This is a genomic window from Streptomyces sp. NPDC060064 (assembly GCF_042736455.1).
In the GTDB taxonomy this organism is placed as follows: Bacteria; Actinomycetota; Actinomycetes; order Streptomycetales; family Streptomycetaceae; genus Streptomyces.
In genome coordinates, this window is the sequence record NZ_JBHWWF010000067.1 from 1 (window position 1) to 22,536 (window position 22,536).

Below are 22,536 nucleotides of genomic sequence, written 5' to 3' on the forward strand. Positions count from 1 at the left end.
GAGCCTGCGCATGGGCCACGGTGAAGGGGACACCGCACCATGTCCGAAGTCAACAGCCCACCGCCGGTCGGGGGATGGACCCGGTTCGTGACCGCGCGGCCGCGGCTCTCGCTGCTGGCCGCGCTGGTGCTCACTGCACTCGCGGTGTTCGCCGGAAGCGGGGTCGCCGAGCGCATGGGGAGCGGCGGCTGGCAGGACCCGGCTGCCGAGTCGACGTATGCGACAGAGGCGCTGGAGCGGGAGTTCCCGGCCTCCCAGCCGAATCTGCTGCTGCTCGTGGACAGCGGACGGGCGAGTGTGGACGACCCGGCGGTTGCCGCCGAGGGACGGCGGCTCGGGGAGCGGCTCGCCGAGGAGAAGGACGTCACGGGTGTCGGCTCGTACTGGGGGACCCGCTCACCCGCGCTGCGCGCCGGCGACGGGCATCAGGCGCTGATCGCGGCCCGGATCGAGGGCGACGAGAAAGCCACCTCCGAGGTGCTGGAGCGGATAGCACCGGACTTCCGGGGGGCGCACGGCCCGGTGCAGGTCTCGATCGGCGGCCCCGTCGCCCTGCAGCACGAGATGACCACGACCATCCAGGAGGACCTGCTGCGGGCAGAGCTGATCGCTCTGCCGGTGACGCTGGTGCTGCTGGTCATGGTCTTCGGCAGCGCGATCGCGGCACTGCTCCCGCTGGGCGTCGGCATCGTCGCCATCCTGGGGACGAACGCCGTCCTGCGCGGCATCACCGAGTTCGCCGATGTCTCGGTCTTCGCGCAGAACCTCACCACGGCCCTGGGGCTCGGACTCGCCATCGACTACGCCCTGTTCATCGTGCGCCGATTCCGCGAGGAGTTGGCCGATGGGGCCGAGGTGCGGGAGGCGATCGGCATCACTCTGCGCACCGCGGGCCGCACCGTTCTGTTCTCCGCCCTGACCGTGGCCGTGTCGCTGGCCGCGATGCTGGTTTTCCCGCAGTACTTCCTGCGGTCCTTCGCCTACGCCGGGATCGCCGTGGTCCTTCTGGCGGCAGGGGCCGCGCTGGTGCTGCTCCCCGCCGCCTTGATGCTGCTTGGACACCGGGTCAATGCGCTGGATCTGCGCCGCCTTCTCAAGCGTGGCCGGCGTGACGGCGCATCGTCCGATGAGGCTGGGGCTGACAAGGCGTCGGCCGCGGACCAGAAAGCGCCCGCGGACCAGAAAGCGCCCGCGGACCAGAAAGCGCCCGCGGACCAGAAAGCGGCCGCGGACCAGGAGGCGGCCGGAGCCGGGTGGGCATGGGTCGCCGGGCTGGTGATGCGCCGGGCCCCTCTGTTCGCGTTCGCCACCGTGGCCGGTCTTGTGCTGCTCGGACTGCCCTTCCTGGGTGTGAAGTTCGGTACCCCCGACGACCGCCAGCTGCCGTCGACCGCCGAGGTCCATGTCGTTCAGCAGCAGATACGGGACGGCTTCCCCGGCAGCCCCGCCGGCGGTCTCGAAGTCTTCGCCGAGGACAGCGGTTCCGGGTCCGCGACGACCCCCGCCGAGTACGCCGAGTACCGCGACAAGATCGCCGCCCTCCCGGGTGTGCTGCGGGTGGACGGGCCCGTCACCTCGGGCGGATCCGCCTACCTCACAGTGCAGCCCAGGGGGGAGGCGGTGGGCGAGGAGGCTCAGCGGCTCGTGCATGAACTGCGGGATGTATCGGCCCCGTTCGCGACCTCGGTGACCGGCAGGGCCGCGGTGCTGGAGGACTCCAAGGCCGCTATCGCCGACCGGCTGCCGCTGGCGCTGGCGATCATCGCCATAGTGACGCTGCTGCTGGTCTTCCTGCTCACCGGCAGTGTGCTCATCCCCATCCAGGCGGTCGTGCTCAACGCCCTCAGCCTGACGGCGATGTTCGGCGCGGTGGTCTGGGTCTTCCAGGACGGGCACCTCTCCGGGCTGCTCTCCTTCACTTCCACCGGAGACATCGAGACGACGCTCCCCGTGCTGATGTTCTGCATCGCCTTCGGGCTGTCCATGGACTACGGCGTCTTTCTGCTCTCCCGGATCAAGGAGGAGTACGACCACACGGGTGACCATGAGCACGCGGTGAGATTCGGACTTCAGCGCACCGGCGGGCTGATCACCGCGGCGGCCGTGATCCTCGCGGTGGTGATGGTGGGCATCGGCACCTCACGGGTGACCAACACCAAGATGCTCGGCCTCGGAATCGCGCTGGCCGTGCTGATGGACGCCATGGTGGTGCGCAGTCTGCTGGTTCCCTCGGTCATGAAACTGATGGGCGCCTCGACCTGGTGGGCCCCCGGGCCGCTGCGCCGCTTCCATGAACGGTTCGGGCTGACCGAGGGAGAGATATCGCAGCCCGTGCCGCAGCCCGTACCGCGGCCGGATTCGGAGCCGGATCCGGCACCGGCACCGGAACCGGAATCGGGTTCGGATCCCGACGCGGCACGGGACAGGGTCAAGGCCTGACGCCGCGGTGGACCGCCCACTCCCGGGCCAGGATCGACATAGAGGTGGCGTGGATCCACTGGCCCTCGTGGAGCAGTGCCTCGCGCTCGGTCCCCTCCGCCACAAAGCCGGCCTTCTCATAGGCCCGGATTGCGCGCGGGTTGAAGTTGAAGACGCCCAACGCGATCCGGTTCAGGCCCAGTTGATCGAAGCCGTGCCCGACAACCAGCCGGGTGGCCTCGGTGCCCAGGCCCCGGTTGCGTCCCTTCGGGCCGATCAGGGTGCGAAAGCGGCAGCTGCGGTTGTGTGCGTCCCACTCATGGAGGACGACTTCACCGACGACCTCGCCGCCGGCCCGGTCCACCACGGCGAGGTCGAGCCGGTCGGTCCGGTCATTGCGCGTCCCGTACCAGGCGCGCAGCTGCTCCAGGTCCAGTTCGCCCTCGTGGGCGGACCCGGTGAAGACGCTCACTTCGGGATCGCCCAGAATCGCGGCCATAGCGGTCGCATCCGCCCCGGTGAATGGACGCAGAATCACCTTCTCGCCAATGAGGGTGGGCTTGACGGAGAAGTCCGCAGTCGGCTGCTGAGTCACCGGGGGATTGTCGGGCCAGGCCCCTGAAGTGAGCAACTGATTAAGGCTGACCGAGAGGAAGGAAGCCGTCCCCGCATCCAGGCATGCAGGCGGCGCGGGCCCGGCGGCTCCAGATCTGCGGTTCTCAGCCTCTTTGGCTCTCAGTCCCTGCGGCCCCTGTTCCCGGGGCGATTGGCCACCCAGACGCGGATCGTGTCCGCGTGCCAGTAGGGCTTGCCGGCCTCGACATGGTCGGGCGGTGGGAGAAGACCGTGCTTGCGGTACGAACGGACCGTGTCCGGCTGCACCTGGATGTGCGCGGCGATCTCCTTGTAGGACCAGAGTCTTCTGTCCGCCATGGTTGTGCCACCTCCCTGCGTCGCGACAGCGGCGGCGCGGGGGCCGTCGGGTGAGCTGCGCGCGGACGCTGGTGATCACTGAGCCTGTGCCCGTTGCAACGATGCCGAGCGAGAGGAGGAATGGGGCTGTTGATTGCCTGTGACGGAAGCCCCGCGTAATCGAGACATGCGTGACGAGGAGGCGGCAACCGTGACAGAAGCGGTGCGTGAGCCTCAGGCGCCGCAAGTGCGCAGGAAACCGCGCGTCCGCTCGGCGATCGGGAAGGGTTTGTCCGGCGGGCACGGATACATGTCCTGCTCGACGATGGCGAAGAGCTCGACGTCGAGTGCCTGGGCCGCGGCCAGTACGGGCTCCAGCGCGGGCACACCGGCCGGCGGCTCGCACATCACGCCCCGGCCCACGGCCGGTCCGAACGGCACCTCGTCCGCGACCACTTCGGCCAGGATCTCCGGGTCCACCTGCTTGAGGTGGAGGTAGCCGATCCGCTCCCCGTACGTCTCGATCAGCTTGACGCTGTCGCCGCCGCAGTAGGCGTAGTGCCCGGTGTCCAGGCAGAGCGAGACCAGGCCGGGGTCGGTGGCGTCGAGGAAGCGGCTGACGTTCTCCTCGCTGTCGATATGGGTGTCCGCGTGCGGGTGGACAACGATCTTCAGTCCGTAGCGCTCGCGCACCTCGCGACCCAACCGTTCGGTCTGGGTGGTGAGATCGCGCCACTGTGCCGGGGTGAGGGTGCGGTCCTCCAGTACTTGGCCCGTCTTGTCGTCGCGCCAGAAGGAGGGGATGACGACCAGATGTTCCGCGCCCATGGCCCGGGTGAGTGCAGCGATGTCCGAGACATGCGCCCAGGTCTTCTCCCAGACCGCGGGTCCGTGGTGCAGCCCGGTGAAGACCGTGCCGGCCGAGACCTTCAGCCCGCGACGGGCGGTCTCCGCGGTGAGGCGGGCGGGATCGCTCGGGAGATAGCCGTACGGACCGAGCTCGATCCACTCGTATCCGGCGTCAGCGACTTCATCCAGGAAGCGCTGCCAGGGGACCTGCTGAGGATCGTCCGGGAACCACACCCCCCAGGAGTCGGGGGCCGAGCCGACCCGGATGCGGTTCAGGACGGGGGCGGAGGAGGTCATGCGGGTCAGCTTTCCGGCCGCCGAAGAAAGGTGTCAAGACTTCGTCCGAATGTAAGGACAAAATGTTGACAGGGCTCAGTGAGGAGCACTAGACCTGGGGACAGCCGGCTCGAACCGAAGGGACGCGTATGCCTCAGCCGTACGACGTGATCACGATGGGCCGGATCGGCGTGGACCTCTATCCGCTGCGGACCGGGGTTCCGTTGGCGCAGGTCGACACGTTCGGGAAGTTCCTCGGCGGCTCGGCCACGAATGTCGCGGTGGGTGCAGCCCGGCTGGGCCGGCGGACGGCGGTGATCACCCGCACCGGGCAGGACGCCTTCGGCGACTATCTCCACCAGGCGCTGGGGGAGTTCGGGGTCGACGACCGCTGGGTGACTCCGGTGGCCGCGTACCCGACCCCGGTCACCTTCTGCGAGATCTTCCCTCCGGACAACTTCCCGCTCTACTTCTACCGGCAGCCGAAAGCACCCGATCTCGAGATCCACCAGCACGAGCTGGATATGGCGGCGATCCGCGAGGCGAGAGTCTTCTGGATGACCGGCACGGGCCTGTGCGCGGAACCGAGCCGCACCGCGACGCTGGCCGCGCTCGCCCACCGCGCCAAGTCCGGCACCACCGCCTTCGACCTGGACTGGCGGCCCATGTTCTGGGGAGATCCGGACGAGGCGCGGCCGTACTACACACAGGCCCTCGCGCAGGCCACCGTCGCCGTCGGCAATCTCGAGGAGTGCGAGATCGCCACCGGTGAGCGCGAGCCGTACGCCGCCGCGCGTGCGCTCCTTGCCGCCGGCGTCGAGCTCGCCGTCGTCAAGCAGGGGCCCAAGGGCGTCCTCGCCGTTCACCGCGACGGCACACAGGCCGAGGTCCCGCCGGTCCCCGTCGAGGTGGTCAACGGTCTGGGCGCGGGCGACGCCTTCGGCGGGGCGCTCTGCCACGGGCTGCTGTCGGGCTGGGAGTTGGAGCGCATCATGCGGTACGCCAACGCGGCCGGAGCCATCGTCGCCGCCCGCCTCGCCTGCTCCACCGCGATGCCGTACGCCGCCGAGGTCGACCAGGTCCTCGAGGGCGCCCCCGTCCCTCCCGGACCCTCAATACCGCCCGGAGCCGCCTCGTGAGTCGCGTCGACATCGGCGAGCTCGTCGGGATCCGCACCCGCCACCCCGAGGCCGTCGCCGAAGCCGCCACCCGGCGGCGCAGGCGGCCCCGGCTCATGGGCGAGAGCGGCCGACTGATGATCATCGCCGCCGACCACCCCGCCCGTGGCGCCCTCGCCGTCGGCGACCGTCACCTCGCCATGGCCAACCGCCTCGACCTGCTGGAGCGGCTCTGCCTCGCCCTCTCGCGCCCCGGCGTCGACGGTGTCCTCGCCACCGCCGACATCCTCGACGACCTGCTCCTCCTCGGTGCCCTCGAGGACAAGGTCGTGATGGGTTCGATGAACCGCGGAGGCCTCGCGGGCGCGGCCTTCGAGCTCGACGACCGGTTCACCGGCCACCGCGCCAAGGACCTGGACCGGCTCGGTTTCGACGCGGGCAAACTGCTGCTCCGCATCGACTACGAGGATCCGGGCTCGCTCGACACACTGCACGCCACCGCACGCGCCGTCGACGAGATGGCCGAGCGTCAGCTTCCCGTCTTCATCGAGCCGTTCATCTGTCACCGCGTCGACGGCCGCCTCCGCAACGATCTCAGCGCCGAAGCCGTCACCCGGTCCATCGCCATCGCCTCCGGTCTGGCCGGCACCTCCGCGTACACCTGGCTGAAGGTCCCCGTGACCGACGACCCCGAAGACATGGCGGCCGTGATGGAGACCTCGACCCTCCCCGCGGTCCTCCTCGGCGGCGAGATCGGGGACGACCAGCACGGTGCGTACGAGAAATGGCGTGGAGCGCTGCAACTGCCCACCGTCCAGGGACTGGTGGTGGGACGCTCGCTGCTCTATCCGGTCGACGGGGACGTCGCCGGGGCGGTCGATACGGCCGTCGGACTGCTGTAGGGGGTACGGAGAAGGCATGAGCGACGAAAAGCTGCAGGAGCTGTACGTACCGGCGGGAGCCGCGGCGCGTGGTCCCTACGCCCTGCGCATCGACCCCGAACAGGCCGGCTGGGGGTACTCCAGCCTGCGTGTACTGGAGCTGGAGCCCGGCGCCTCACACTCCCTCGCCGCCGGGGACAGTGAGTGGATCGTGCTGCCGCTCACCGGCGGTTGCACAGTGCGCACACAAGGCGAGACCTTTGAACTGCTGGGCAGGGAAAGCGTGTTCGGCGGAGTGACGGACTTCGCCTATGTGCCGCGCGATGCCCATGCACAGATCGCCTCCGGTGCGGGAGGCCGCTTCGCCCTGGCAGGAGCGAAGTGCGAGCGCCGACTCCCCGCTCGCTACGGCCCCGCGCCGGAGGTACCGGTCGAGCTGCGCGGCTCGGGCAGCTGCTCGCGGCAGGTGAACAACTTCGCCGCGGCAGACACCTTCGTCTGCGACAAGCTCATCGCGGTCGAGGTGCTCACGCCCGGCGGCAACTGGTCCTCGTACCCGCCGCACAAGCACGACGAGCACCGCCCCGGCGTCGAGTCCGAGCTCGAGGAGATCTACTACTTCGAGATCGACCGCGGCGGCATGGGCTACCACCGGGTCTCTCCGTCGAGGCCCGGCGGTACGGACATCCTCGCCGAGGTCCGTACGGGTGACGCCGTCCTCATCCCCGACGGCTGGCACGGCCCGTCCATCGCCGCGCCCGGCCGGGACATGTACTACCTCAATGTGATGGCGGGCCCGGGCGACACCAGGGAGTGGCTGATCTGCGACCACCCCGACCACGGCTGGATCCGCGACACCTGGCCGGAGCAGCCCGTCGACCCCCGGCTGCCGCTGTACGAGGCCGAGGAGGGCCAGCAATGAGTTCGGGAACGAATACGCGCCGACTCACCGTCGCCCAGGCGCTCGTCGCCTTCCTCGCTCGCCAGTACACCGAGCGCGACGGTCGCCGTCACCGCCTGATCAACGCCACGTGGGGCATCTTCGGCCACGGCAATGTGGCCGGCCTCGGCCAGGCGCTGCTGGAGTCCGGTGCCACTGCGCTGTCCGGGGAGACGCCCCCCGGCCCCACCATGCCGTACTTCCAGGGCCGCAACGAACAGGCCATGGTGCACGCCGCCGTCGGCTACGCCCGCCAGTCCCGGCGCCTCTCCGCCCACGCCGTCACCACCTCCATCGGCCCGGGCGCGACCAACCTCGTCACCGGCGCCGCGCTCGCCACCGTCAACCGGCTGCCCGTCCTCCTGCTGCCCGGCGACGTGTTCGCGACCCGGCCCGCCGACCCGGTTCTCCAGCAGCTCGAAGTCCCGTACGCGGGCGATGTGTCGGTCAATGACGCCCTGCGCCCCGTCTCCCGCTACTTCGACCGTGTCACCCGTCCCGAGGCGCTGATTCCGGCGGCGCTCCAGGCGATGCGTGTGCTCGCCGACCCGGCCGAGACCGGTGCGGTCACGCTCGCGCTGCCGCAGGATGTGCAGGCCGAGGCGTACGACTGGCCGGAGGACTTCTTCGCCGAGCGCGTCTGGCAGGTGTGCCGCCCGCGGCCCGACCTGGACACGCTGGACGCGGCGCGCCGTGCGGTGAGTGCCGCCCGCCGCCCCTTGATCGTTGCGGGCGGCGGTGTCCACCACAGCGAGGCCGAAGAGGCGCTGCGGGCCTTCGCCGAGCTGACCGGCATCCCGGTCGCCTCCACCCAGGCCGGCAAGGGCTCGCTTCCGTACGACCACCCCTGCGAGGTCGGCGGCATCGGCCACACCGGCACCGCGACCGCCGACGAGCTGGCCCGTACCGCGGATCTGGTGATCGGTGTCGGCACCCGCTGGTCCGACTTCTCGACTGCTTCCGCGACCCTCTTCCAGCATCCGTCCGTCCGCTTCCTGAACCTCAACATCACCTCCTTCGACGCCCACAAGATGGCGGGTCTCTCCCTGGTCGCGGACGCCCGGACCGCGCTGGACGAGCTCGCCGCAGCGCTGGGCACGCGTATGCACGTCGAGCCCGCGTACGAGACGGAGTACGCCGACGACAAGGAGCGCTGGGAGTACCGCGTCGACGCCGCGTACGAGGCCGACGACCCGGATGTCCACCCCACTCAGCCGCAGGTGCTCGGCGCACTCGACGCTCTGGTCACCGGGGACGACATCGTGATCAACGCCGCGGGCTCGCTCCCCGGCGACCTCCACAAGCTGTGGCGCGCCCGTTCGGCCGACCAGTACCACGTCGAGTACGGCTTCTCCTGCATGGGCTACGAGATCCCCGCGGCCATCGGCGTCGCGATGGCCGCGCCGGGCCGACCCGTCTGGGCTCTCGTCGGCGACGGTACGTATCTGATGAATCCCACCGAAATCGTGACAGCCGTGCAGGAGAACATCCCTATCAAGGTCGTCATCCTGCAGAACCACGGATACGCCTCGATCGGCGGCCTGTCCGAGTCGGTCGGCGCGGAGCGCTTCGGCACCGCCTACCGCTACCGGGCCTTGGACGGTACGTACACCGGGGCTCCGCTCCCCGTCGACCTGGCCGCCAACGCAGCCTCGCTCGGAATGCGTGTGATCCGGGCCAAGACGCTGCGTGACCTGCACGAAGCGCTCTCTGTGGCGCGTGAGGCAGACGTTCCCACATGTGTCTACGTCGAGACCGAAACGGCAGACACTGTGTCGGGCGCGCCTCCGGCGCAGGCGTGGTGGGATGTTCCGGTGGCTGAGACCGCGACCCGCCCGTCGGCGGTCAAGGCCCGGAAGGAGTACGACCGGCAAGTCGCAGCCCGACGCCGCCATCTCTGAAGGAGCACGAAATGAAGACCGTCAACCACTGGATCGGTGGCAAGACCGTCGAAGGTGCGTCAGGCAACTGGGGCCCGGTCACCGACCCTGCGACCGGCGCCGTCACCACCCAGGTCGCCCTGGCCTCGGTGGAGGAGGTCGACGCGGCCGTCACGGCGGCGCGGTCGGCGTACGAGACCTGGGGCACGTCCTCGCTCGCGCAGCGGACCGGGATCCTCTTCCGCTACCGCGCACTCCTCGACGCACACCGCGACGATATCGCCGCGCTGATCACCGCCGAGCACGGCAAGGTCCACTCCGACGCGCTCGGCGAGGTCGCCCGCGGCCTGGAGATCGTGGAACTCGCCTGCGGTATCACCACCCAGCTCAAGGGCGAGCTGTCCACCCAGGTCGCAAGCCGGGTCGACGTCTCCTCGATCCGTCAGCCGCTCGGTGTTGTCGCCGGCATCACGCCGTTCAACTTCCCGGCGATGGTGCCGATGTGGATGTTCCCGCTGGCCATCGCCTGCGGAAACACCTTCGTACTGAAGCCGAGCGAGAAGGACCCGTCGGCCGCCAACCTCCTTGCCGAGCTGGCTTCGGAGGCCGGGCTGCCCGACGGCGTGCTCAATGTCGTCCACGGCGACAAGGTCGCGGTCGACGCGCTGCTGGCGCACCCGGACGTCAGCGCGGTCTCCTTCGTCGGCTCCACCCCGATCGCCCGCTACATCCACACCACCGCCTCCGCCAACCACAAGCGCGTCCAGGCGCTCGGCGGCGCGAAGAACCACATGCTGGTGCTCCCGGACGCGGACCTGGACGCGGCCGCGGACGCCGCGGTCTCGGCGGCGTACGGCTCGGCCGGCGAGCGCTGCATGGCCATCTCCGCGGTCGTCGCGGTCAGTTCCATCGCCGATGAGCTGGTGGAGAAGATCCGCGAACGCGCCGAGAAGATCAAGATCGGCCCCGGCGACGACCCGACGTCGGAGATGGGCCCGCTGATCACCAAGGCTCACCGCGACAAGGTCGCCTCGTACGTCACGGGCGCGGCGGCGCAGGGTGCGAAGGTCGTTCTGGACGGCACGGGCCACTCGGTCGACGGCTTCGAGGACGGCCACTGGATCGGCCTGTCGCTCCTCGACCACGTCTCCACCGACTCCGACGCCTACCGCGACGAGATCTTCGGCCCAGTGCTGTGCGTGCTGCGTGCGGAGACGTACGAGGAGGGCGTGGCGCTGATCAACGCCTCCCCCTTCGGCAACGGCACCGCGATCTTCACCCGTGACGGTGGCGCTGCCCGCCGCTTCCAACTGGAGATCGAGGCGGGCATGGTCGGCGTGAACGTCCCGATCCCGGTGCCGGTGGGCTACCACTCCTTCGGCGGCTGGAAGGACTCGCTCTTCGGCGACCACCACATCTACGGCAACGACGGCGTGCACTTCTACACTCGCGGTAAGGTCGTCACCACCCGCTGGCCGGACCCGTCGGATGCGCCGACCGGCGTGGACCTGGGCTTCCCGCGCAACCACTGACAGCAACAGTCGACAGGCACCGGGCCCGTACGGAACTCTGCATCCGTACGGGCCGCGCCTTCTCCGTACGGCGCGGCCGACTCGCCCACAGCGGCGCGCCCGCACTTCATGTGCGACGGCACTTCGGGGTCGCCGACATGCCGTGGACTGTATATTTCACCCATTTCCTATTTATTGGTTCATTCGTGTGGCCGATAGCGATGGGGGCGCGTTCGTCGTTGAGAGGGCTGTGACCACGCCAACTTCACAGCCCAAGTCGCTCAACCCACGTGCCGAGGGATTGTCTCTGTGGCCCATGTGCACCAGTAGGGAAGGTGCCGTCGCCCTGGTCCGCCCGCGGGAGTGCACCGCGGAACTGGCGGACTTCATGGCGGCCATGGACCTGATCCAGGCCGATTACACCCGCCGCTCCCCCGCGTGACCTCCCCGCATGGGGTCGCACACTTCCGCCGCGGCCCCCTGCCGGAGCCGCAATTGCCACCACCACTGGACATCGTCCACGGTAGGAATCACATGTATGACAGGCATGACCACTTCGGGGCGTACGGCACTCCTGCTGAGCAGTACGACGACGCGTACGCAGCCATCTCCGGCCAGTGGGACGGTTACAGTTCCGCCGACCAGTGGAACGGCTACGATTCCGCGTTCGGGCAGGAACCATTCTCTGCTCCGGACCTCGACGTTCTGCAGGGGCGCTGGGAACCGGACGTCGAACTGACGCAGCTGCTGCAGGAAACGCCCGACCCCGTGGAACTGCCGCAGCCCGCAATGGATCTGCGGCGGCCCCCAACGATCGGCCCGTCCTGCCACCGTCGGCGCCCGATGCACAAGGTGAAGCCGAGAGCGTGGAAGCTCGTCCGCAACCAGTCCCTGAACTACGCCATCGCAACGGTGAGTGTGGTCATCATTGCCGTCGTGAGCGTCCTCGGGTGCCTGCTCACTCACGAAATCCTGCGGCATGCCGCTGCCCCCGGTGCCGCGTACAGCCTTTCGCCCTGGTGGCCGGCGCTGGTGTACGGCCCCTGGACGGTCGCATCGCTCTCGATCCTGCGAGCCACGCTGCACCGCCGCCGCGCTCCCCACGCCTGGGCCATCGCCCTGTTCTTCTGTGTGCTCGCCGCGCTTACGTGCATCGCCGCGGCGCCCAGGACCCTCAGTGGAGCGGGCGTCGCCGCTCTCCCCGCCATCGCGACCATGGCCTGCTTCCATCAGCTCGTACGCCACATCACGCTCACCCGGCCGGCCCGCCGCGAGGTGGGTTTCTGGTGCAAGTCCGCACGCCCCTGCTCAAGTCCTGACCATACGGAGTCGCTGTAGGCACGGGACAAGCCGACAGAAAACGTCGCGAGCAGGCTACTGCCCGAGGAGCGCCCTGCCCGGATGGGCAGGAGCTCCTCGGGCAGCAGCAGCTCAGCTGGAACAGAGCGGCTGGAACGGATCGGCTAGAACAGCGAATGCAGCAGCTTGTTCGGCGAACCCGTCCGCGGGTCCTGGACCTTGCCGCTCGTCGCGCCGTTCACCAGCGCGTCCCGGACCTGAACCGGGGTCGCCGTGGCGTGGGTCGCCAGATACAGCGCCGCGACGCCCGTTGTGTGCGGGGTGGCCATCGAGGTGCCGGAGATCGTGTTCGTCGCCGTGTCGCTGTCCTTCCACGATGAGGTGATGTTCACGCCCGGCGCGAACAGATCCAGGCAGGTGCCGTAGTTGGAGAACGACGCCCGCCGGTCCGTGTTGTCCGTCGCGCCGACCGTGATCGCCTCGGGGACGCGGGCCGGCGAGTAATTGCACGCGTTCATCGGCAGGCCGAGGAAGTTGCCATTGCCCGCGGCGATCGAGTAGCTCACGCCCGATGCGATGGACTTCTTCACCGCGTTGTCCAGCGCCGCGTCCGCGCCACCGCCCAGGCTCATGTTCGCCACGGCCGGCTTCTTCGCGTTCGCGGTCACCCAGTCGATGCCCGCGATGACCCCGGCCGTCGTGCCGGAGCCCTGGCAGTCCAGGACGCGTACGGCCACGAGCTTGACGCCCTTGGCGACGCCGTACGTCTTGCCACCGACCGTGCCGGCGACATGCGTGCCGTGGCCGTTGCAGTCCTGGCCGTTCTGGCCGCCGCCCACCGTGTCGGTGCCGACGCTCGCGCGGCCGCCGAACTCGCTGTGGGAGGTGCGGATCCCGGTGTCGATGATGTACGCGGTCACATTCGACGCATTGGTGTTGTAGGTGTATGTCTTCGACAGCGGCAGATTCCGCTGGTCGATACGGTCGATGCCCCACGTGGCATTGGTCTGGGTCTCGTTGATGCGGACCGTGGCGTTCTGCTGGACGTACGCCACGCGCGGATCGGCGGAGAGTTTTGCGGCCTTTGCGTCGGACATCGACGCGGAGAAGCCCTGGAGAGCGTTGCGGTAGGTGTGGTTCGGCGTGACGCCCAGATCGGCGGCGCGCGTGGTGCCGTCCTTCAGGACGACAATCCAGCTGTTCTGTACGGCAGTTGCAGTGGGAGCGAGACGAAGATCGCCGATGGGCGCGCTGTGCGCGGTGGGGGAGGCGGCGAACTGGAGACCGGCCGCAAGGGCGATTGCGGGTATTAGCGCCCCGAAGCGCCGGGCAGTGGCTTTCATCTCGTGCACCTACCTTTCGTTGACCGTTAACGGACAAGTACGGGAGTGCATGGTGCCAGGAGCTGCATATGCGCTGACCAGGGTCTCGTGACGTGACGTGCGAAACAAGACAGCATCGCCACTTGCTGCATGACGGACCCACACATTGTGAACACCCGTCCGGCCGGGAGGTTGCTCGCAAACCGCCCATGGGACAGCCAGGGCAACGGACGTGTCCGCTAGTGGGCGGGGAACTCCCAGGTGAGCATCGCGAACACCCCGTCGTCCTTCGCGCCCGTCGAGCGGTACGTCGCCAGCGCCGGATCGTTGTCCGTGTCCACGCCCACCCACAGGTCGTAGCAGCCGCGCTCGCGCGCCACCTCGCGGAGTGCCTCGACCAGGGCGCCTCCGATGCCGCGTCTGCGGTACGCCGCGTCCACCGACACCTCGTACAGGCACATCTCCGAGCCCTTGTCGGGGTGGAGCATCTCGATGCCGGAGACCATCCCGGCCGGCGCGCCGTCGACGTACGCGATCAGCATCAGATGCCCGGTGGCGGCAAGGAAACGCTCGGCCCACTCCGCCCGGGCGGGTCCGTCGTAGAGATGCTCGGCCGCGATGAGCTCGGACACGGTCGTCGCGCGCCGGATGTCCATATGGAGGTCCATGCGGGTCCCTTCCCCCCCAGGGGCGCATACCGCGTCTGGTGTACGGCGACCGTACTCCGTACTACTTGCGGAGGCTCGTGAGTTCCCCCTGGCGGCAGCCGAGACGGCACAGGGGATCCGCTTAGGGTTTCAAGCATGCAGATCCGACTTCCCCGGCCGCGCGGCCGATGGCTCGCAGGCGTCGCCGCCTTCGCCGTCCTCGCCGGCGCGGGCACCTGGACCGCGGTCGCTGATGACAGCGCACCGCCTGTGCACCGTGAGGACCGGGTGCAGGAGATGCCCGGGGCGAGGATCGACACCGCCTACTTCACGACGGGCGGCAAGGACCGCAGGCCCGCCGTCCTCCTCGGGCACGGCTTCGGCGGCAGCAAGGACGATGTACGCGCCCAGGCCGAGCAGTTGGCCCGCGACGGATACGCCGTGCTGACCTGGTCCGCCCGCGGCTTCGGCGATTCCACCGGGAAGATCGGGCTCAACGACCCGGACTTCGAGGTCAAGGACGTCTCGCGGCTGATCGACTGGCTGGCGGAGCGTCCCGAGGTACAGCTGGACGCGGACGGCGATCCGCGCGTGGGTGTCACCGGCGCCTCGTACGGCGGGGCGATCTCGCTCCTCGCGGCCGGCTACGACAAGCGGGTCGACGCGATCGCACCCCAGATCACCTACTGGAACCTGGCCGACGCACTCTTCCCGAACGGCGTCTTCAAGAAGCTCTGGGCCGGGATCTTCTTCTCGACCGGCTCGACGGGCTCGGCGGGTTCGGTGGCGGGTACGGGCTCGAAACCCCCGGCCGATGAGCCCGCACCGGACGCACCGGCGGGTCGGGCGGCGGCGCCCGGCGACGCGGCCAAGGCGGATGCGGCCAAGGCGGCCGGTGATGCGGCCAAGGCGGCCGGTGCCGCGGTCCCCGCCGACCCGAGCGGCTGCGGGCGCTTCGAGCCTGCGCTCTGCGCCATGTACGAGCGCGTCGCCGTCGCAGGAAAGCCCGACGCCGCCGCCCGTACGCTCCTCGAAGCCCGCAGCCCCTCCGCCGTCGGCGACCGCATCAAGGTGCCCGCGCTCATCGTGCAGGGCCAGGCCGACTCGCTCTTCCCGCTCACGCACGCCGACGCCATGGCGAAGAAGATCAGCGCGAACGGCGCGCCCGTCTCCGTCGACTGGATCGCGGGCGGCCACGACGGTGGCGACCGGGAGACCGGCCGCGTCGAGGGCCGTATCAGCCACTGGTTCGACCGGTACCTCAAGCAGGACAAGGGCATGGACACCGGGCCCGCCTTCCGCGTCAGCCGGACCGGAGGCGTCGACTCCACCGACGGTCAGGCCCTGCTGCGCGGCGCGACCGGCAACGTCTATCCGGGGCTCGGCAGCGGCGCGCGACCGGTCACGCTCAACGGCCGCGCGCAGACCTTCGCCAATCCGGCCGGCGCCAACCCGCCCGCCATCTCGGCCGTCCCCGGCCTCAGCGGCGGCCTCACCCAGCTCTCCTCTCTCGGCCTCGGACTCTCCCTGGACTTCCCCGGACAGTTCGCGCGCTTCGACTCCGCGCCGCTGGCCGAGTCGCTGCGGATCACCGGCTCGCCGACCGTCAAGGTCAAGGTGACCTCGAACAGCGGCGACGCGGTCCTATTCGGGAAGGTGTACGACGTCGGGCCCAACGGCCGTGAGCAGGTGCTGCCGTCCCAGCTCGTCGCGCCGGTCCGGGTCGAGGGTGCCGAGCACGGCAAGGACGTCGAGCTGACCCTGCCGGCCGTTGACCACGAGGTGGACGCCGGGCACCGGCTGCGCCTGGTCCTGTCCGCGACCGACCTCGGCTATGCGTCTCCGGCCGCCCCCGCCGCGTACACCGTCGAACTGCTCGGCAGCGGCGCACTGGCCGTGCCCACGGCGCCCGCCGTGAAGACGCAGGCCGCGGGACTGCCCTGGTGGACCTGGGTCCTCCCCGCCACGGGCGCCCTGCTGGCGGCGGCCCTGCTGATCACCGCCCGCCGCCGTGCGGTCGCTCCGGCACCCGACCCCGAGCTCGCCGAAGTACCCCTGCAGATCACCGGGTTGACCAAGCGGTACTCCAGGTCCGCCGACCGGTACGCCGTACGGGAGCTCTCCTTCCGCGTCGAGAAGGGCCAGGTACTCGGCCTCCTCGGCCCCAACGGCGCGGGCAAGACCACCACCCTGCGCATGCTGATGGGCCTCATCCGGCCGGACGACGGCGAGATCCGTGTCTTCGGCCACGCCATCAGGCCCGGCGCACCGGTCCTCTCCCGGGTCGGCGCGTTCGTCGAGGGTGCGGGCTTCCTGCCGCATCTTTCGGGACGCGACAACCTGGAGCTGTACTGGCGGGCCACCGGCCGCCCCGCGAGCGACGCGCATATCGAGGAGGCCCTGGAGATCGCCGGCCTCGGCGATGCCCTCGCCCGCGCCGTACGCACCTACTCGCAGGGCATGCGCCAGCGCCTCGCCATCGCTCAGGCCATGCTCGGCATGCCGGATCTGCTCATCCTCGACGAGCCGACGAACGGCCTCGACCCGCCGCAGATCCGCGAGATGCGGGACGTGATGATCCGGTACGCGGCCGCAGGCCGGACCGTCATCGTCTCCAGCCACCTTCTGTCGGAGGTCGAGCAGTCCTGCACACATCTGGTGGTCATGGACCGCGGGCGGCTGGTGCAGGCAGGACCGGTCGCGGAGATCACCGGCGAGAGCGACACCCTGCTGGTCACCACGGCGGAGGAGGTGCCGGAGCCGTTGATCGAGAAGATCGCCGCGCTGCCGGGTATCGGTTCCGCGTCCCGTACGGACGAAGGACTGCTCGTACGCCTCGACGGAGCCACCGCCACCGGCATGATCGCCGAACTCGTCCGGCTGGACGTGCCGTTGACGGGTGTCGGTCCGCATCGCCGCCTGGAGGACGCCTTCCTCACCCTGATCGGAGGTTCCGCATGAGCACGCTGGTCGAGTCGGCCCCGGGCTACCGGGCACGGCACACGCTGCCGCTGCGTGTCGAGGCCGTACGGCAGCTGAAGCGCAGGCGGACGCTGGTGATGGCGGGGATCCTTGCCGCGCTGCCCCTCATCCTGATCGCCGCCTTCGCGATCGGCGGCACGCCGGACGGTGGGGACAGCAGCCGGGTGACCCTGATGGACACGGCCACCGCGTCCGGCGCGAACTTCGCCGCCACCTGTCTGTTCGTCTCGGCGGGCTTCCTGTTGGTGGTGCCGGTGGCGCTGTTCCACGGGGACACCGTGGCCTCGGAGGCGAGCTGGTCCTCTCTGCGCTATCTGCTGGCCGCACCCGTCCCGCGCTCCCGACTGCTGTGGTCCAAGCTGGCGGTGGCGCTCGGCTTCAGCGCGGCGGCGATGATGCTGCTGCCGCTGGTTGGTCTGGCGGCGGGGACCATGGCGTACGGCTGGGGCCCGCTGAAGCTGCCCACGGGTGGCGGCTCCCTGGCCGCCGGCGACACCGTGGCGCGTCTTGCGCTGGTCGTGGCGTTCATCTTTGTCTCCCAACTGGTCACGGCGGGGCTTGCGTTCTGGCTTTCCACCAAGACCGACGCCCCGCTCGGAGCGGTCGGCGGAGCGGTCGGTCTGACGATCATCGGCAATGTGCTGGACGCGGTCACCGCCCTCGGCTCGTGGCGTGATGTGCTGCCCGCGCACTGGCAGTTCGCCTGGATCGACGCGCTGCAGCCACAGCTGGAGTGGAACGGCATGGTGAAGGGCGCGGCGGTCTCGGTGACTTACGCCCTGGTGCTGTTCGCGCTTGCCTTCCGGAACTTCTCCCGCAAGGACATCGTGTCGTAGGAGATGGCGTAGGACATGCCGTACGAGGCGTCGCAGGAGATGGTGCAGGACGTGCCGCAGGAAGCCGGGCTCCTGCTAGACCCAGCCCCGACGAGCCGCTTCCGCTCCCGCCCGGAAGCGGCTCGTCGTGCCGAGGGCGGTGAGCAGTTGACCGACGCGGCGGCTGTATGTACGCCCTGACATGCCGAGCCGGGTCGCGGCCGTCTCGTCCGTGAGCCCGGCCAGCAGGGCCTGCAGGACCGGCTGCAGATGGACGGGTAAGGCGCCGGGTATGGCCTGCCCGGTCAGATCGTCGCCGGTGTCCCACCAGGAGCGGTGCGCACGGACCAGGGCCTGGACGACAACGGGATCGCGGATCAGCAGCAGGCCGTTGTAGTGCAGTTCGAGGTCGAGGGGGACGGCCGCGACCGTACGATCCGCGACGAGCATCTTGAACGGGATTGAGTCGGTCACCCGGGCCGCGCCGGGACTGAGCCAGGGTGCCGTGAGATGAGTCAGCCCGTGCCGGGGTGCGATCCGCCGTACCGTCGCGGTCTGTGCGGCGGCCGTGCGCACGCATGCGCCGGCGAACTCCAGGAAGGGCTCCGGGATGCCGTGGCCCAGTGCGCCGGCCGGATTGTCGAAGCTGAGGAGCTCATGGCGAGCGGAGCGGACCAGGCTGGTCAGGGCCGCTTTCACCTGTGCCACTCCGTGAACCGGCTGCCCCGGCACCTCCCGCAGGACGGCCCGCGAAACCTCCCTTGAAACGTCCCGCGAAACCTCCCGTGGGACTTGCCGCGAAATCTCCCGGCCGAGCACGGAGCCCGGAACCATCCCCACGGCCATGGCCGATCACCCCCGTCAATCCGCCTGTCAGGCCGCGTGTCAAACCGCCTGACGATCCGCGCGGTCCGTCCCCTCGGAGCCGTGCGCCACTCCATGAACGCATATGGCTGCGCATGGTGACAAGCGGCTGCTCAGGGACTGGCGAGTCCTTGCCAGTCCCTTCGGTTCCGACCCCGGGGCGGGGCACGCTTGAGGCACGAGAGTCGCAGAGTGAGCTGGGAAGAGAGCTGAGCGAGCCCTTGGGCCACTGAGGGGGTTGCCCTCCCGGCCGGGGGCAACTTCCGCCCGCCGTTGCCGCATTGAGATCCATCCGCAACTCGTTCGTCTGCTCCTTCGGGCCTCCTCGAACGTCACATTCACAAGTGCTGACGATCCAGGGGAGCCCAGATGAAGCTCTGCGCAAGGACGTACAGGGGAGCGCTGGCCGCGGTTCTGGCCGGCGGCATGCTGCTCACCACCGGCTGCAGTGGAAGCGGCCAGGACAACCGGGCCTCCCGAAGCGGAGCCGAACAGCGGGCGCACGACGGCGCGAAGCCGGCACCCGCGCCGAGAGCGCCGGACGGCGGCGGAGGAGGAGCGCCCGCAGCCGGGACGGACGGAGCGAAGGAGGCGGAGCGGCGCGGCGATGAGTTCCAGGAGTCCAAACCGGCAGCCGACTATCTGTCGACCTTCGCGCTCGACGTGGACACCGCCTCGTACGGCTACGCCCGCCGCACGCTTGCCGACGGACAACGGCCGAAGCGGGCCGACATCCGGCCCGAGGAATTCATCAACAGCTTCCGCCAGGACTACCCGCGGCCGAAGAGCAACGGCTTCTCGGTGACGGTCGACGGTGCGCGTCCCCGGAGCGCCGAGGGCGAGGCCGGCGGCGAGGACTGGTCGCTCGTACGCGTCGGACTCTCCACCCGCCCCACCGACCGCAAGGGCGAACGGCCGCCCGCCGCCCTCACCTTCGTGATCGACATCTCCGGCTCCATGGCCGAGCCCGGCCGGCTCGACCTGGTCAAGGAGTCACTGGGCATTCTCACCGACGCGCTGCGCGACGACGACTCGATCGCCATCGTCACCTTCAGCGACGAGGCCGAGACACGGCTGTCGATGACCCGGATCGACGACAACCGCGACCGTATCCACACGGTGATCGACGGCCTGGAGCCGACCGACTCCACCAATGTGGAGGCGGGCGTACGGGCCGGTTACGACGAGGCCGTCGAGGGGCGCAGGCGCGGAGCCACCAACCGCGTCGTCCTGCTCTCCGACGCACTCGCCAACACCGGCGAGACCGACGCCGACGCGATCCTCGGCCGGATCGACGATGCCCGACGCGAGTACGGCATCACGCTCTTCGGCGTCGGTGTCGGCAGCGAGTACGGCGATGCGCTGATGGAGCGGCTTGCGGACAAGGGCGACGGGCACACCACGTATGTCTCCACGAGAGAGCAGGCCAGGAAGGTCTTCGTCGACCAGCTGCCCACCCATGTCGAACTGCGCGCCCGGGACGCCAAGGCGCAGGTGGCCTTCGACCCGAAAACCGTCAAGCAGTTCCGGCTCATCGGGTACGAGAACCGCGCGGTCGCGGACGAGGACTTCCGTAACGACCGTGTGGACGGCGGCGAGATCGGCCCCGGTCACACGGTGACGGCGCTCTATGCCGTACGGCTCCGGGAAGGTGCGAGTGGCCATCTCGCGACGGCTACGGTGCGCTGGCTCGACCCCAATACGCGGGCGCCGCACGAGCAGACGGGCTCGGTCGAGACGGACGCGGTCGACGGCGCGCTGTGGGACGGCGCCTCCAAGAGGTTCCAGGTCACCGCGGTCGCGGCGTACTTCGCCGAGTCGCTGCGGGGCGGTTCGATGCCGGGCGCGCCGGGGCTCGGTGAACTCGCCGAACGGGCCAGGAAACTGGCGGGCTCGACGGAGGACAGCTCGGTGCGCCAGCTGGCGGACGCGATCGGGCAGGCGCGGCGGCTGAGGGACTGAGCGTGGGGGCCACGGGCGCACCCCGCACTCCGCACTCCCCACTCCGATGTCCGATGTCCGATGTCCGATGTCCGGAGTCAGGAGTCCGGGGACGGGGCTGTGGCGTCCCGCCTGCGGCGGGGGCGGAGGCTTCCCCTCACGGATCCGGCAGTGTCCGCACCGCAAGGTTGCTGCATCGCCCGCCCCACCCCGCCATGATGTGCGCCATGGCCACTCTTCTGCTCGCCCTAGCCATCATCTCCACAGGCCTGTACGCGGGCATGATGCTGATCTTCCGGACCGGGATCATGCCCGCGCTCGCCCGGCTTTCGGACGACCAGTTCGTGCCGGCCATGAACCGCATCAACGAGACCGTGCCGCGCGCCGTGTTCGTTCTGGTCTTCCTCGCGATCATGGTGTTCCCGGCCGCGGCCCTCGCCGTCCCGGTCGACGGCCGCACGGACACCCAGCGATGGCTGATCATCGCGGGCCTGGTCTGCGCGGTCCTCAACAACCTCATCACCATCGGCGGCAACATCCCGCTGAACAACGCCCTCGCCTCGGCCGAGTCGGCCTCCCCGGCTGTCCCCACCGGTCAGGCGCGCGCCGCCTTCGAGTCCCGCTGGAACCTCTTCCATCTGATCCGGACCCTGTTCACGCTCGCATCGTTCGTGCTGCTGGTCACTGCCGCGCTGTAGCCTCGTACGCCGACATCCGGCCCCCCACTTGCTTCTGCTGCAGCGAATATCTGTCGCAGCAGGTTCAGAAATTTGCGCGGTGTGTGCCGAGCGTTCATGGGGGTGACGGCCGAAAAAGTAGTACCTGCCCTGCTCGGATGCTCGCGCCGTGCTACCGTTGATCCCAGTTGCAGTTGTGGTTCCCATAGACTTCAAGTGCCTTTGATGGCTTTATGCCATCGGGCACTTTTGTATTTTCGGTGATGTTTTCCGGACGGGGTAATCATCGCGGCGACGCCAGGGTTCGCACCGTGCGAACCCCGGGCACTGCCCCGAAGGAGATATGACATGGCTACTGGCACCGTCAAGTGGTTCAACGCGGAAAAGGGTTTCGGCTTCATCGAGCAGGACGGCGGCGGCCCCGACGTCTTCGCCCACTACTCGAACATCGCCACCCAGGGCTTCCGTGAGCTTCAGGAAGGCCAGAAGGTGAACTTCGACGTCACGCAGGGCCAGAAGGGCCCGCAGGCGGAGAACATCGTTCCCGCCTGACGCTGACACGCACGACGCAGCTGGGGCGCGCACCTTGGGGTGCGGGCCCCAGCTCGTTGCTGTTTGCAGGGATTGCGCGACGCACCGTAATGGTCTGCCCGCGCCCCCACGATCCGGCCCCAGCCGCCTCATCCTGTGGATCCTGGCGGCCTGATGCCAGGCGTCGCTATTTTCTGCGCCGGTGCGGCCGGTTTCGTTTCAGTCTTTTATTCGGCTCGTTCTTGCAATTCATTCGGCTCATTCCTGCCGAGAATTCCTCGATACGTGCCATATCGAGGAAGGTTCTCCATGAACCGCTCAGCACGCACGAATGACCGTTTCTCCAACCCCCGCAAGGGTGGCTCCGCCGGTTCCGACCGGGGCGCCCGCTTCCGCCCGCAGGGCCAGGGTCGCCCCGGCAGCCGTTCCAGCGGCTACGGGCGCCGTCCCGCCGCGCGGCAGGGCGAGTTCGCACTGCCGGTCACCATCACACCGGCCCTCCCCGCGGCCGCGACCTTCGGCGAACTCGACATGCCCGTCGAACTGCTGAAGACGCTCACCGGCCTCGGCATGAACGAGCCGTTCCCGATCCAGGCGGCGACGCTGCCGAACTCCCTGGCCGGCCGGGACGTGCTGGGCCGCGGGCGTACCGGTTCGGGCAAGACGCTCGCCT

At 69.4% G+C, this 22,536-nt stretch carries 19 protein-coding genes and 1 pseudogene; 14 read left to right on the plus strand and 6 right to left on the minus strand.

Annotation, left to right across the window (positions count from 1 at the left end; all coding sequences use genetic code 11):
- Nucleotides 1-39: 39 nt before the first annotated feature.
- Entirely contained in the window at nucleotides 40-2,439 is a 2,400-nt protein-coding gene (locus ACFWDI_RS39080; RefSeq protein ID WP_385311649.1) for an MMPL family transporter, read from the plus strand.
- Here the strand turns inward: ACFWDI_RS39080 and ACFWDI_RS39085 are convergent.
- The 3 genes from ACFWDI_RS39085 to ACFWDI_RS39095 all read right to left on the minus strand — a co-directional run bounded on the left by ACFWDI_RS39085 (nucleotide 2,429) and on the right by ACFWDI_RS39095 (nucleotide 4,476).
- Nucleotides 2,429-3,013 carry a GNAT family N-acetyltransferase gene (locus tag ACFWDI_RS39085; protein WP_385311651.1) on the minus strand — a complete coding sequence of 195 codons (585 nt, stop codon included), beginning with the start codon at nucleotides 3,011-3,013 and terminating at the stop codon, nucleotides 2,429-2,431. The two genes, ACFWDI_RS39080 and ACFWDI_RS39085, sit on opposite strands and share 11 nt — an antisense overlap.
- Before the next feature lie 140 nt (nucleotides 3,014-3,153).
- Nucleotides 3,154-3,351 carry a MerR family transcriptional regulator gene (locus ACFWDI_RS39090; protein WP_327323690.1) on the minus strand — a complete coding sequence of 66 codons (198 nt, stop codon included), beginning with the start codon at nucleotides 3,349-3,351 and terminating at the stop codon, nucleotides 3,154-3,156.
- Nucleotides 3,352-3,564: 213 nt separating this feature from the next.
- Nucleotides 3,565-4,476 carry a sugar phosphate isomerase/epimerase family protein gene (locus ACFWDI_RS39095; protein ID WP_385311652.1) on the minus strand — a complete coding sequence of 304 codons (912 nt, stop codon included), beginning with the start codon at nucleotides 4,474-4,476 and terminating at the stop codon, nucleotides 3,565-3,567.
- 128 nt (nucleotides 4,477-4,604) lie between these two features.
- On the opposite strand from ACFWDI_RS39095, the pseudogene iolC reads away from it, so the two are divergent.
- From iolC to ACFWDI_RS39130, 7 genes and pseudogenes are all read left to right on the plus strand, one after another.
- Nucleotides 4,605-5,549: pseudogene (iolC, locus tag ACFWDI_RS39100) on the plus strand (5-dehydro-2-deoxygluconokinase); the annotation flags it as partial.
- A gap of 41 nt (nucleotides 5,550-5,590) precedes the next feature.
- A complete protein-coding gene (locus ACFWDI_RS39105) occupies nucleotides 5,591-6,475 on the plus strand; it encodes a deoxyribose-phosphate aldolase (protein WP_385311654.1) in 885 nt (294 codons plus the stop codon).
- Between the two features lie 16 nt (nucleotides 6,476-6,491).
- The gene (gene iolB, locus ACFWDI_RS39110; RefSeq protein ID WP_327323686.1) at nucleotides 6,492-7,376 is read left to right on the plus strand and encodes a 5-deoxy-glucuronate isomerase; all 885 of its coding nucleotides are present in this window, start codon (nucleotides 6,492-6,494) and stop codon (nucleotides 7,374-7,376) included.
- Entirely contained in the window at nucleotides 7,373-9,295 is a 1,923-nt protein-coding gene (gene iolD / locus ACFWDI_RS39115; RefSeq protein ID WP_385311656.1) for a 3D-(3,5/4)-trihydroxycyclohexane-1,2-dione acylhydrolase (decyclizing), read from the plus strand. Before iolB ends, iolD begins: the two co-directional genes overlap by 4 nt.
- An 11-nt stretch (nucleotides 9,296-9,306) precedes the next feature.
- On the plus strand, nucleotides 9,307-10,806 hold the full coding sequence (locus ACFWDI_RS39120; protein ID WP_385311658.1) for a CoA-acylating methylmalonate-semialdehyde dehydrogenase: 1,500 nt from the start codon (nucleotides 9,307-9,309) through the stop codon (nucleotides 10,804-10,806).
- A gap of 295 nt (nucleotides 10,807-11,101) precedes the next feature.
- On the plus strand, nucleotides 11,102-11,227 hold the full coding sequence (locus ACFWDI_RS39125; protein WP_385311660.1) for a hypothetical protein: 126 nt from the start codon (nucleotides 11,102-11,104) through the stop codon (nucleotides 11,225-11,227).
- 92 nt (nucleotides 11,228-11,319) lie between these two features.
- Nucleotides 11,320-12,123 (plus strand): DUF2637 domain-containing protein, encoded by an 804-nt coding sequence (locus ACFWDI_RS39130; protein WP_385311662.1) that lies wholly within the window; start codon nucleotides 11,320-11,322, stop codon nucleotides 12,121-12,123.
- 125 nt (nucleotides 12,124-12,248) lie between these two features.
- Here the strand turns inward: ACFWDI_RS39130 and ACFWDI_RS39135 are convergent, their stop codons facing one another.
- The gene (locus ACFWDI_RS39135) at nucleotides 12,249-13,436 is read right to left on the minus strand and encodes a S8 family peptidase (protein ID WP_385311664.1); all 1,188 of its coding nucleotides are present in this window, start codon (nucleotides 13,434-13,436) and stop codon (nucleotides 12,249-12,251) included.
- A 209-nt stretch (nucleotides 13,437-13,645) separates the two neighbouring features.
- A complete protein-coding gene (locus ACFWDI_RS39140) occupies nucleotides 13,646-14,062 on the minus strand; it encodes a GNAT family N-acetyltransferase (protein ID WP_385311674.1) in 417 nt (138 codons plus the stop codon).
- A 147-nt stretch (nucleotides 14,063-14,209) separates the two neighbouring features.
- Here ACFWDI_RS39140 and ACFWDI_RS39145 point away from each other — a divergent pair, with 147 nt between their 5' ends.
- A complete protein-coding gene (locus tag ACFWDI_RS39145; RefSeq protein ID WP_385311665.1) occupies nucleotides 14,210-17,014 on the plus strand; it encodes an alpha/beta fold hydrolase in 2,805 nt (934 codons plus the stop codon).
- A complete protein-coding gene (locus ACFWDI_RS39150; RefSeq protein ID WP_385311667.1) occupies nucleotides 17,011-17,871 on the plus strand; it encodes an ABC transporter permease in 861 nt (286 codons plus the stop codon). Before ACFWDI_RS39145 ends, ACFWDI_RS39150 begins: the two co-directional genes overlap by 4 nt.
- Before the next feature lie 75 nt (nucleotides 17,872-17,946).
- Here the strand turns inward: ACFWDI_RS39150 and ACFWDI_RS39155 are convergent, their stop codons facing one another.
- Entirely contained in the window at nucleotides 17,947-18,549 is a 603-nt protein-coding gene (locus ACFWDI_RS39155) for a DNA-binding response regulator (protein WP_327323678.1), read from the minus strand.
- A gap of 534 nt (nucleotides 18,550-19,083) precedes the next feature.
- Between ACFWDI_RS39155 and ACFWDI_RS39160 the strand changes: the two genes are divergently transcribed.
- The 4 genes from ACFWDI_RS39160 to ACFWDI_RS39175 all read left to right on the plus strand — a co-directional run.
- Nucleotides 19,084-20,676, plus strand: a complete 1,593-nt coding sequence (locus ACFWDI_RS39160; RefSeq protein ID WP_385311669.1) for a von Willebrand factor type A domain-containing protein — start codon at nucleotides 19,084-19,086, stop codon at nucleotides 20,674-20,676.
- A 206-nt stretch (nucleotides 20,677-20,882) separates the two neighbouring features.
- A complete protein-coding gene (locus tag ACFWDI_RS39165) occupies nucleotides 20,883-21,353 on the plus strand; it encodes a DUF1772 domain-containing protein (protein WP_385311671.1) in 471 nt (156 codons plus the stop codon).
- Nucleotides 21,354-21,680: 327 nt separating this feature from the next.
- Nucleotides 21,681-21,884: a cold-shock protein gene (locus ACFWDI_RS39170; RefSeq protein ID WP_165245126.1), complete on the plus strand. Its 204-nt coding sequence runs from the start codon at nucleotides 21,681-21,683 to the stop codon at nucleotides 21,882-21,884.
- Nucleotides 21,885-22,172: 288 nt separating this feature from the next.
- Nucleotides 22,173-22,536: DEAD/DEAH box helicase (locus ACFWDI_RS39175; RefSeq protein ID WP_385311673.1), on the plus strand; the 364-nt coding region annotated here is incomplete at its 3' end.